The sequence below is a fragment of the Leifsonia sp. NCR5 genome (assembly GCF_002105485.1).
In the GTDB taxonomy this organism is placed as follows: Bacteria; Actinomycetota; Actinomycetes; order Actinomycetales; family Microbacteriaceae; genus Leifsonia.
Map to the genome: position 1 here is coordinate 94,250 of NZ_NCSR01000001.1, position 9,883 is coordinate 104,132.

At 69.8% G+C, this 9,883-nt stretch carries 13 protein-coding genes; 7 read left to right on the forward strand and 6 right to left on the reverse strand.

The window, feature by feature from the left end; all coding sequences use genetic code 11:
- Window positions 1-76 precede the first annotated feature (76 nt).
- Genes B7438_RS00420 through B7438_RS00430 form a run of 3 tightly spaced genes read right to left on the reverse strand, consistent with a single transcriptional unit; the run spans window position 77 to window position 2,284 of the window.
- The gene (locus B7438_RS00420) at window positions 77-667 is read right to left on the reverse strand and encodes a flagellar biosynthetic protein FliO (RefSeq protein ID WP_085367372.1); all 591 of its coding nucleotides are present in this window, start codon (window positions 665-667) and stop codon (window positions 77-79) included.
- Window positions 668-673: 6 nt separating this feature from the next.
- Complete coding sequence (fliN, locus tag B7438_RS00425; protein WP_085367647.1) at window positions 674-1,390, reverse strand: flagellar motor switch protein FliN; 717 nt, start codon at window positions 1,388-1,390, stop codon at window positions 674-676.
- 12 nt (window positions 1,391-1,402) lie between these two features.
- Window positions 1,403-2,284: a flagellar motor switch protein FliM gene (locus B7438_RS00430; RefSeq protein WP_085367373.1), complete on the reverse strand. Its 882-nt coding sequence runs from the start codon at window positions 2,282-2,284 to the stop codon at window positions 1,403-1,405.
- Window positions 2,285-2,362: 78 nt separating this feature from the next.
- Here B7438_RS00430 and B7438_RS00435 point away from each other — a divergent pair, with 78 nt between their 5' ends.
- The 5 genes from B7438_RS00435 (at window position 2,363) to B7438_RS00455 (ending at window position 5,777) form a co-directional block, all read left to right on the forward strand.
- A complete protein-coding gene (locus tag B7438_RS00435) occupies window positions 2,363-2,713 on the forward strand; it encodes a GntR family transcriptional regulator (RefSeq protein WP_085367374.1) in 351 nt (116 codons plus the stop codon).
- On the forward strand, window positions 2,710-3,702 hold the full coding sequence (locus B7438_RS00440; protein WP_085367375.1) for a DUF1648 domain-containing protein: 993 nt from the start codon (window positions 2,710-2,712) through the stop codon (window positions 3,700-3,702). Before B7438_RS00435 ends, B7438_RS00440 begins: the two co-directional genes overlap by 4 nt.
- A gap of 118 nt (window positions 3,703-3,820) precedes the next feature.
- A complete protein-coding gene (locus B7438_RS00445) occupies window positions 3,821-4,159 on the forward strand; it encodes a flagellar FlbD family protein (RefSeq protein WP_085367376.1) in 339 nt (112 codons plus the stop codon).
- Window positions 4,159-4,962 carry a motility protein A gene (locus tag B7438_RS00450; protein WP_085367377.1) on the forward strand — a complete coding sequence of 268 codons (804 nt, stop codon included), beginning with the start codon at window positions 4,159-4,161 and terminating at the stop codon, window positions 4,960-4,962. Before B7438_RS00445 ends, B7438_RS00450 begins: the two co-directional genes overlap by 1 nt.
- Window positions 4,963-4,964: 2 nt before the next feature.
- Complete coding sequence (locus tag B7438_RS00455; protein WP_085367378.1) at window positions 4,965-5,777, forward strand: flagellar motor protein MotB; 813 nt, start codon at window positions 4,965-4,967, stop codon at window positions 5,775-5,777.
- A gap of 9 nt (window positions 5,778-5,786) precedes the next feature.
- On the opposite strand, the gene B7438_RS00460 is transcribed toward B7438_RS00455, so the two are convergent.
- Window positions 5,787-6,536 (reverse strand): ABC transporter permease, encoded by a 750-nt coding sequence (locus B7438_RS00460; protein WP_085367379.1) that lies wholly within the window; start codon window positions 6,534-6,536, stop codon window positions 5,787-5,789.
- An 81-nt stretch (window positions 6,537-6,617) separates the two neighbouring features.
- Between B7438_RS00460 and B7438_RS00465 the strand changes: the two genes are divergently transcribed.
- A complete protein-coding gene (locus tag B7438_RS00465) occupies window positions 6,618-7,049 on the forward strand; it encodes a VOC family protein (RefSeq protein ID WP_085367380.1) in 432 nt (143 codons plus the stop codon).
- Between the two features lie 18 nt (window positions 7,050-7,067).
- Window positions 7,068-8,144: a DNA glycosylase AlkZ-like family protein gene (locus B7438_RS00470; protein ID WP_085367381.1), complete on the forward strand. Its 1,077-nt coding sequence runs from the start codon at window positions 7,068-7,070 to the stop codon at window positions 8,142-8,144.
- An 83-nt stretch (window positions 8,145-8,227) separates the two neighbouring features.
- Here the strand turns inward: B7438_RS00470 and B7438_RS00475 are convergent, their stop codons facing one another.
- Together B7438_RS00475 and B7438_RS00480 are read right to left on the reverse strand one after the other, a co-directional pair.
- On the reverse strand, window positions 8,228-9,397 hold the full coding sequence (locus tag B7438_RS00475; protein WP_085367382.1) for a flagellar hook protein FlgE: 1,170 nt from the start codon (window positions 9,395-9,397) through the stop codon (window positions 8,228-8,230).
- 30 nt (window positions 9,398-9,427) lie between these two features.
- Window positions 9,428-9,880, reverse strand: coding sequence for a flagellar hook assembly protein FlgD (locus B7438_RS00480; RefSeq protein WP_085367383.1), 453 nt, complete (start codon window positions 9,878-9,880; stop codon window positions 9,428-9,430).
- Between the last annotated feature and the right edge of the window lie 3 nt (window positions 9,881-9,883).

The window sequence follows — 9,883 nt, forward strand, 5'->3', positions numbered from 1 at the left end:
GCGATCGCCGAGATGACGGCGAGCACGACCGCGATCACGAACCGTGGGGAGCGGATCAGCCGCCCGGCCGCGGCGATCACTTCTTGGGCCGCACCGCCGAGCTCGCCTGCCTCCACGTTGCCGGTGACAGGATCGAGCCCTTGAGGGCCTCGTCGAATACGGAGGCGCGTCCCTGCGCCGTCAGGTAATCGGCATCCTGCCTGGTGTTCTTCGCGGGCTTCACGGCGCCCACCTGCCGTCCTGCTGCTGCGGACGGGAGCGCATCCTGCGCGTCGTCCTGGGTGGTCATGGGGTGGTCTTCGATGGGGGTCTGCTGGTCGAGCGGGCTCTGCGGGTTGAGCGGGCTCTGCTGGTTGATCGGTTTGGCGAACGTCTGCCGCACGCGGGCGATCGGGGTGACCTCTGCCTCCAGGTCGACCGGGCGGTCACCGGAGGCGAGCACGTTGACGTTCCGCTCCGTGACGCCGAGCACGAACCGGGTGCCGTCCACATCCACCACGACGACCGACGCCTTCGAGCCGACGCCCTGGCGGCCGACCACGGTCACGGCGTTGCCGCGGCGCACGCCGCGCTTGCCCTTGGTGACGCGCCGTTGCACGTACCAGAGCAGAGCGACGATCACGCCGAGAACGACGAGAACGCGCAAGGCGACGAACAGGGTGTCCACGAAAAGTCAGTCCAGGTCTTCCGAAGCGTCGAGGATCTTGGTGATGCGCACCGCGTAGTCCTGGTCGACGACCACGATCTCGCCGTGCGCGATCAGACGGCCGTTGAGCAGCACGTCCGCGGGCGACCCGGCGGAGCGGTCCAGTTCGATGACCGCGCCGGGCTCCATCGCGAGCACGTCGCGCACGGGCATCCTGGTGCGGCCGATCTCCACCGTCAACGCCATCTCGACGTTGCTGATGCGGCCCAGCTTCCCCGCGATCGACCCCGAGCCGAGGTCGCGCTCGTTCGCGCTCGCACGTCCCCGGATGGCGAACCAGCCGACGATCCCGGATGCACCGGCCAGCTCGAACACGACGGTTCCCGCGTCCTCGAACAGCTGGGTCGCATCCTCGACCCGCGCGTCGTCGAGCACCCCGGCGCCGAGCGTGTCGCTGGCCGCCTCGATGGCGGGCTGCAGCACATCCTGGATGGCGACGACGGGCGAACCGTCCGCCGCGTCGTCGACGATGCTCGGCGCATCCAGCAGCACGACGGCCAGATCGGCGGACACAGCGCCGACGAAGCTGGCGACCACGGCGCTGCCGGTCGCCCCGGCGAACGCGCCGAGCGTGTGCAGGCGCGGGGTCAGCGGCGTGCCCGTCGGCAGGACGCCGACGAGGGCGTTCGCCGCGGCGAGCGCATCGGATGCGCTCAGGGCGGACGCCGTACCGGTGGTGGTCATGCTCATGGTCTGTCAGTCCTCTGTGTTCACGATCACGCACGCCAGGCGCGAGCCGCTGGAGCCCAGCGCTGCACCGGCGACGGGGTGGCCCCCGACGGCGAGATCGAACGGTCGGTGTTGCGGATGCGGGATCGGGAGCAGGTCGCCGACGGCGAGCCCGAGCACGACGCTCGGCTTGACCCGTGCGGGGGTGAGCCGCAGGGAGACGTCGACGGGCACGTGGGCGAGCTGCGCATCCAGGAGCTCGCGTGCGTCGTCGGCACTGCTGGTCGGGTTGGTCTCCCCCAGCTGAGGGAGCAGGACGATGGCGGGAAGGGCCAGCGTCGCCGGTGCGACGTTCTCCCCCACCCGCAGCTCGAAGGTGGCGACGATCATCAGCTCCGCGGTGGCCGCCGCCTGCGCGAACTGCGAGTTGTACTGGATGGCGTCGACGCCGATCGGCGTGACCAGCAGGGCGCCCAGCGAATACCGCAGGTCTTCGAGCGCGTCGTCCATCAGCCGCCGCACGAGCGCGTGCTCGATCTGCGTGAAGGTGCGCTCGGCATCCACCGGGTTGCCCGTTCCGCCCAGCATCGCGTTCACCCAGGACAGGGCGGCGACGGTCGGGAACTGGATGACGCCCTTCGGCGCGATGCCGTCGAGCTCACAGAGCACCATCGCGGTGGTCGCGGGCAGCGATGCGGCGTACTCGTCGTACGTCTGCATGGCGACGGACTCGCACTCCACCTGGCTGAGCACCCGCACCTTGGCGGTCAACTGCGTCGCCCACTGCCGCGCGAACGTCTCGAACGCGAGCTCGAGCACCCGCGAGTGCTCGCGCGCCAGCGTCGTCGGACGCCGGAAGTCGTACACCGGCGCCTCAGGCGCAGTCTCAGGAGCGTGCAGGGTGGTCACGGTGCCGACTATCGGCGGGGAGGGGGGATGCGTTAGGGACTTTTCTCCCTTTGCCACTTGTTTGTATAGAATGCGAACATGTTGATCCGTCTGGAGGCCGAGTCCGCCGCGTCGTTCGCGGAGCAGATCGTCGCGCAGGTGCGGCTCGGCGTGGCCGGCGGCGAGATCCGCGTCGGAGAACGCCTGCCGTCCGCGCGGGAGCTGGCGGGGTCGCTCGGAGTGAACATGCACACGGTGCTGCGCGCGTACGACACGCTGCGCGAGGCCGGGGTGATCGACCTGCGGCGCGGGCGAGGCGCTGTCGTCGTGGCCGGGGACACCGCCTCCGTGCGCACCGTCTTCGAAGCGGCCGCGTCCCTCGTCGCCGAAGCCGCGAAGGCCGGGATCAGCTCGACAGAGCTCTCCGTCATCATCAAGGGGATCGCATGAGGCGGCGCGGAGCTGTCCGCCGCAGCATCGCGGTCGCCCTCGCTCTGGTGCCGCCGGCCTGGCTGATCATCACGGCCGTGACCGTCGGCCCGAAGCTCGGCTCGCGGATGGCGTCGCACTGGTCCGGAACGGGCGCCCCCGACGGTTTCGCGGACACCTGGCCCACGTTCTGGATGTTCGCAGCGATCGTCACCGGTCTCACGGCCGGTGCGATCGCCCTCGTCGTCGCCGCGCGGACCACACCCCAGGCCCGGATGTGGGTGGGCATCGTCGTCGCGCTGTCCGGGCTGTCCGCCCTCGCCTGGACGGCATCGGCGGAGGCCACAGCTGCGGCCGCGACGCCCGAGGAGGCCGTGCTCGGCGCCCGGCTCCTTCTGCTCATCCCCGTCGTGGGGCTCGGGGCGCTGGCGTTCCTTTTCGTTCCTCCCGCAGAGGGGCAGACGGACAGCGATGGCGACAGCGACGACGACCGGCGCGAGCGCCCGACCCCTCCGCTGCGCTCGGGCGATCGGCTGGTCTGGTCCGGCACCACCGGCAGCGCGTGGTTCGGCGCGCCGGCCGCCGCACTGATCGCTGGCGGGATCCTGTGCCTGGTCGCCGCCATCGCGACACCGGCGCTGATCGCCGCCGCGACCTTCCTGCTCCTGCTGGGATGCACGCTCCTTCTGCTCGCGAGCGTGCGGCTCGTCGTCGACGCCCGGGGCATCCGGCTCGTCTCCACGGTCTTCCGCATCCCGCTCATCCGGGTGAAGCTGGACGACATCGACGCGGTGTCGGCCGAGCAGATCAGCCCACTCCGCTGGGGCGGCTGGGGCTTCCGGATCTCGACGAGGGGCATCGCGTACGTCACGCGCAAGAGCGAAGGCATCGTGATCACCCGGCGTCGCGGCGCGGATGTCGCGATCACCATCGGCGCCGCCGAGCAGGCCCGCGCGGCGGCCGAGCTCCTGGTCGACCAGCACCGGGCAGGGATGCGCCGAGCCGACTGACCTCGGCGGCCGGAGCGGTTGCCCGCATCCATCAGCCACGCGCCCTTACGCCTGGCCCCCTCCGGCCGATAGTGCCCCTGTGACGGCTCACCCGGAGCCGAGACCAGGATTCGCCCTCATGATCGTCGTCACCCGACTGAACGACAGCCAGTTCGCGGTCAACCCCGACCTCATCGAGCGCATCCACGCGAGCCCGGACACCACGCTCGTGATGGTCGACGGCGCGAAGTTCATCGTGACGGAGAGCATGTCCGAGGTCATCGAGAAGATCGCCGCATACCGGGCACGGGTCATCGCGCTCGCCCACGATCTGCCCACCGCGAACACGCGCCCCTCCGGCGCCCCGCAGCTCGGCCTGGTTCCCCCCGCGGACACCGGCCGTGACGACGAGGCCCCGGATGCGCACCGCGAGCATCCCGAAGCTCGGACCGTTCCCCTCCGCGCAAGGAAGAAGTAATGGATCCCGCAACCATAATCGGCATCGTCCTGGCGTTCGGCGCCGTCGTCGCCATGGTGACGATGGAGGGCGCGCACCTCAGCGCCCTCGTGCTTCCCGCTCCGATGGTGCTCGTCTTCGGCGCCACGTTCGCCGTCGGCATCGCCAGTGGGACGCTCAAAGACTTCATGGTGGCCATGAAGTCCATCCCGCGTGCACTGCGGGGCAAGATCGAGCCGCCGCAGCAGGTCATCGACCAGGTCGTCGACCTCGCGGAGAAGGCCCGCGCCAACGGCCTGCTCGCAATGGAGCAGGAGGCGGACACCATCGACGACCCGTTCCTCAAGCGCGCCCTGCAGAACATCGCGGACGGGACGGACGGGGACGAGCTCCGCGTGCTGCTGGAGGACGAGATCGCCACCAAGTCGAAGAAGGACAGGGTCGCGGCCAAGTTCTTCAGCGGCATGGGCGGCTACGCGCCGACGATCGGCATCATCGGAACCGTCGTCTCGCTCACCCACGTGCTCGAGAACCTGGCGGAGCCCGGGGAGCTCGGGCCGATGATCGCGAGCGCGTTCGTGGCGACCCTGTGGGGCCTGCTGTCCGCCAACTTCCTCTGGCTGCCGCTCGGCGCCCGCCTCCGCAGGCTGTCCGAACTGGATGTGGAGCGCATGACCCTGCTGATGGAGGGCGTGCTCGCCGTGCAGTCCGGCAGCCAGCCGCGCCTCCTCGGCGAGCGCCTGCGCGCGATGGTCCCGGATGCCGGCAGCAGCAAGAAGGACGCCAAAGAGCCCAAGGCCGAGAAGCTCAAGGAAGCTGCGTAGCGATGTCCGCACGCCGCCGTCGCAAGCACGAGCCAGAGGAGGAGCACGAGAACGAGGAGCGCTGGATGGCCTCCTACATGGACATGGTCACCGTGCTCATGTGCATGTTCATCGTGCTGTTCGCGATGTCGACGGTGGACCAGAAGAAGTTCGCCGAGCTGAAAGACTCGCTGGCGACCGGGTTCGGGCAGGTGAAGTCGCAGAAGATCGACACGGCCACCGGGGTGATCGTCCCGCCGTCCCAGGTGGACGACAAGGGCAAGAACACCGACCTGGCCCTCGCCCAGCAGGAGGCGCAGAACCTCAGGGACCTGAAGGACCGCATCCTGGCCGCGCTGACCAAGGACGGGCTGCAGGATGCCGTCCAGCTGCGCATCGACGCACGCGGGCTCACGATCGGGCTGGTGGGGAACGAGACGTTCTTCGCCTCCAACCGCGCGGAGCTGAGCGTGCAGGCGACGCAGGTGCTCAACGACATCGGCCCCGTGCTCACGCCGACGCCGTACCAGGTGTCCGTGGAAGGCCACGCCGACCTGCGGCAGCCGGGCGCCCCGTACCCGACCAACTGGGAGCTGTCCGCCGGGCGCGCGACGAGCGTGCTGCGTCACCTGGTGGAGACGGACGGCTTCCCCCAGGAACGCATCGTCGCCCTCAGCTACGGCTCGGCCCGGCCGTTGGCCAGCGCCACCGGAACGACCGACGCCGATCTTGCCCTCAACCGCCGAGTGGATGTGGTGGTCCTGTCGAACCAGGAGGACGCCATCCGGAAGCTCATCCCGCAGGTGCTCGGTTCGACGACCACGGCGTCCGGGTAGCTTCCGCGCTCAGTCCAGCACGACGGGCCGCGTCCGCACCGGCGCCAGCCACGCGGAGACGATGACCGCCGTGATCGACCCCGCCGCCATGATCGCCGCGAGGACCACCACCTGGAACCGTCCGGCTTCGAGCGGTGACACCCCGCCGAAGATCGCGCCGACGAACGCGCCGGGCAACGTGACGAGGCCCGTCGTCTTGGTCTGGTCGACCGACGGGATGAGCGCGGAGTAGACGGCGCCGCGCGCCAGGTCGAGGGTCGACCGTCTGGGGGTGGCGCCGAGCGCGAGCCAGCCTTCGACCTCATCCCAGTGGTCGATGGTCGCCTCGGTGAAGCGGCGTCCGGTGAGTGTCGCGATGCTCATGGCGTTCCCGATCACGATGCCGCCGATCGCGAGCGCGTACCGGGCGGAGAACTCGATGGCCCCGGTGAGGAACACGACGGCGAGCGTCACGACGATGCCGGTCGCCATAGCGACGCCCATCATGGTCGCGTGGTCGACCGACCAGCCGACCCGTCTCGTCGCGGTCGCGGCGGCCACGGAGAACATGACGAGCAGGGCGAGCGCCACCCACACCGGGCTGGTGATGACCCCGGCAAGGATCACGCTGATGACCGCCAGCTGCACCGCACCGCGGAGGATCGCCAGCAGCGGAGCCCACCGGCGGGGCACCCGGTACACCGTGAGCACGGCGGTGGCCAGCGCGGCGAGCAGCAGCACGCCCAGGATGGTCGGGCCGAGCTCGCGGATGATGGGCACGGGACGAGCATACGGTCGGCGGGCGGCCCTCAACGCCTCCGACGCCTTCTCGCCGGGCTGCGGAGGCCATACCCTCTACTCATGACCGCGCGCATCGCCAACGTCACCATCCACGCGGAGGACCCTGCGGCCCTCGCCCGCTTCTGGAGCGCGGCGATGGGCTATCCGGAGCCGACAGGATGGTCGGACGACGAGCTCGCCATGCTGAAGGCCAACGGGCTGGACGACGACGCGATCGCCTCCCGCGCCGTCGCCTGGGACGGGGACCGCAGCCACCAGCGCTTCTACTTCACCCGCTACCGCCACGAGCGCAGGCAACGCAACAGGATGCACATCGACATCACGCCGTTCGACGACCGTCGGGCATCCCGCGACGAGCTGGAAGCCGAACGCGACCGCCTCGTCTCCCTCGGGGCAACGGTCGAGAAGCCGCTCATCGGTTCGTGGGGCCCGTTCGAGGAGTTCGCGATCATGATGCGCGACCCCGAGGGCAACGAGTTCTGCCTGCAGTGAGGAGAGAGCGGGGACTCCATGACGCACCGGCTCACCCGCGACCAGGCCCGCCGCATCGCCGTCCAGGCGCAGCTGCTGGACGCGGATCGCCCGGATGATGTGGTCGGGATCGCCGAGCAGCTCGGTGCCATCAAGATCGACCCGACGGCCACCATCGCGCCGGCGGAGCACACCATCCTCTGGTCGCGGATCGGCTCCGCGTACGACGGAGGCCAGCTTGCGAAGGCCGTCGAATCGGATCGGCTGCTGTTCGAGTTCGACGGAGCCTTCCGTCCGGTGAGTCTGCTTCCGCTGATGCTGCCGGCCATGCGGCGCTGGCCGCGGAGGGAGAGCAGCCGCCAGTGGCTGGAGGCCAACGACCGTTTCCGCACCGACGTTCTCGCGCGATTGCGGGCCGAAGGTCCGCTGCTGGCCAGCGAGATCCCGGACACCGCCGATGTCGCCCGCCCGCCCGATGGCTGGTCGGGATCGAACCAGGTCGCGCACATGCTCGACTTCCTTCAGCAGCAGGGCGAGGTCGCTGTCGCTGAACGGAAGGGACGCCATCGACGCTGGGATCTGGCCGAACGCGTCTACCCGTCCGATCTGCCGGAGTTCGACGACGACGAGGCCGAGCGGCTACTGAACGAGCGCAGGCTCCAGGCGGCCGGCATCGCCAAGCAGCGATCGCCCTGGACCCCGGTGGGGGAAGCAGGCGAGCCCGCCACGATCGACGGGATGCGCCAGAAATGGCGCGTCGACCCCGAGGCACTCGCAGCGCTCGAGGATGACGAAGGCGGCCGCGCCGCGTTCCTCAGCCCATACGACGGCATGCTCTTCGATCGACCCCGGCTGCGCGAGATTTTCGAGTTCGACTACGTGCTCGAACAGTTCAAGCCGAAGCCGCAGCGAAGGTACGGATACTTCGCCCACCCGATCCTGTTGGGCGACCGGTTCGTGGGAATGCTCGACGCGGAAATCGACCCCGAGCACGACGAACTGAAAGTCACAGCCGTTCACGAGTTCGAGCCATTCGACGAGGACGAGCACGCCGCGGTCCACTCAGAGATCGCTGACCTGGGGAGGTGGCTGGGCGTCGACGTGCCGGAATGGTGACGCCGACTGCCCGGACAAGCCAGAAGGGCCCCCGGCGTGCGCCGGAGGCCCCTCTGCCGTGAGACGCCGCGCGTCCCGACGCACTACCGCTTCAGGTTGGTCAGCTCCTGGAGCACCTCGTCCGAGGTGGTGATGATGCGGGCGTTCGCCTGGAAGCCGCGCTGGGCGACGATCAGGTTGGTGAACTCCTGCGACAGGTCGACGTTGGACATCTCGAGGGAGCCGCCCTGGATGGAGCCGAGGCCCGCGTCGCCGGGGCCGCCGAGCTGCGGGTTGCCGGAGTTGACGGAGGCGCGGTAGCCGGAGCCGCCCGCCTTCTCGAGGCCGCCCGGGTTGACGAAGGTGGCGAGGGCGATGCGGCCGACCGCCTGCTTGTCGCCGTTGGAGAACAGGCCGATGAGGGTGCCGTCCTGGGAGAGGCTGAACGATTCGAGCGTGCCGGCCTGGCGGCCGTTCTGCTCCTTGAACGCCACCGTGGTGAGGTCGGCGTATCCGGTGACGGCACTGAGGTCGACCGCGACGCCGCCGACCGTGATGCTGCCCGGGCCGGTGAGCACGCCGTTGTTGAAGGCGAGCGTGCTGGTGCCGGTGGCCGTGCCGTCGGTGCCCGCCACGTTCCAGCCTGCGCCGGTCTTGGTGAAGGTGAGCGACAGGGTGCGGGCGACGCCGGTGGAGTCGTAGACCTTCACGTCGCGCACGAGCTGGTCGCCGAGCGCTGCGCCGGACGGCAGGTTGCCGGTGACGGTGCCCGTCGTGGTGGCGGAAGCGGGGGCGACGGCCTTCAGGGGGATGGTCACGTCGCCGAGCGCCCCGCCCTGCTGGATGACGCCGTTGACCGCGTTCCAGCCCTGCAGGATCGCGCCGCCCGGGCCGACCAGGCGACCCTGCGCATCCGGGTCGAACGAGCCGGCGCGGGTGTACAGGGTCTCACCGCCGACCTTGGTGACGAAGAAGCCGTCGCCGTTGATCATCATGTCGGTGGCGCGGCCGGTCGCCTGCGCTGCGCCCTGGGTGAAGTTGGTGGAGATGCCGGCGACGAGCACGCCGAGGCCGATCTGGGCAGGGTTGGTGCCGCCGGCCGCGCCCTGGCCGCCGCCGGCGCCGCGCACCAGCTGCGAGAGGGTGTCCTCGAACTGCACGGCGGACGCCTTGAAGCCCGTGGTGTTGACGTTTGCGATGTTGTTGCCGGTCACATCCAGCATGGTCTGGTGCGAACGGAGGCCGGAGATTCCGGAGTAGAGGGAACGGAGCACGATGCTGCCTTTCTGTGAGGTTCGGTGATGTCAGGCGGTCGGCGCGGGGTCAGGGGTGGGGGTGACCACACCGGAGATCGCGTCGAGGTTGATCTTCTGGTCGCCGACCGTGACGACAGGGACGGACCCCGCGTACGAGACGGACGAGGCGACGCCGGTCTTGGTGGCGCCGTCCTTGTCGAGGTAGCTGACGGTGTGCCCGACGAGGGCGGCCGCCGCTGTGCGCATCTGCAGGGCGAAGCCCTCCTGGCTGGTGGTGTCCAGGTTGGTGAGCTTCTCCATCGTCGCGAGCTGCGTGGTCTGGGAGATCATCTGGTTGGTGTCCATCGGCGAGCTCGGGTCCTGGTTGCGCAACTGGGTGACCAGCAGCTGCATGAACGCCTCACTGTCGAGAGACTGCTTGGGCTGCCTGGTGGGCAGCGTGGAGTAGATGCCGCCTGTGGCGGCGGTGTCGTTCGCTCCGGTGACGGGGTCGACGGCCACGGT

What these genes read in the sequence shown, in the direction of transcription:
- fliN (WP_085367647.1), bottom strand. Translation starts at nt 1,390, where the DNA reads ATGACCACCACCGGTACGGCGTCCGCCCTGAGCGCATCCGATGCGCTC.
- B7438_RS00435 (WP_085367374.1), top strand. Translation starts at nt 2,363, where the DNA reads ATGTTGATCCGTCTGGAGGCCGAGTCCGCCGCGTCGTTCGCGGAGCAG.
- B7438_RS00440 (WP_085367375.1), top strand. Translation starts at nt 2,710, where the DNA reads ATGAGGCGGCGCGGAGCTGTCCGCCGCAGCATCGCGGTCGCCCTCGCT.
- B7438_RS00445 (WP_085367376.1), top strand. Translation starts at nt 3,821, where the DNA reads ATGATCGTCGTCACCCGACTGAACGACAGCCAGTTCGCGGTCAACCCC.
- B7438_RS00450 (WP_085367377.1), top strand. Translation starts at nt 4,159, where the DNA reads ATGGATCCCGCAACCATAATCGGCATCGTCCTGGCGTTCGGCGCCGTC.
- B7438_RS00455 (WP_085367378.1), top strand. Translation starts at nt 4,965, where the DNA reads ATGTCCGCACGCCGCCGTCGCAAGCACGAGCCAGAGGAGGAGCACGAG.
- B7438_RS00465 (WP_085367380.1), top strand. Translation starts at nt 6,618, where the DNA reads ATGACCGCGCGCATCGCCAACGTCACCATCCACGCGGAGGACCCTGCG.
- B7438_RS00470 (WP_085367381.1), top strand. Translation starts at nt 7,068, where the DNA reads ATGACGCACCGGCTCACCCGCGACCAGGCCCGCCGCATCGCCGTCCAG.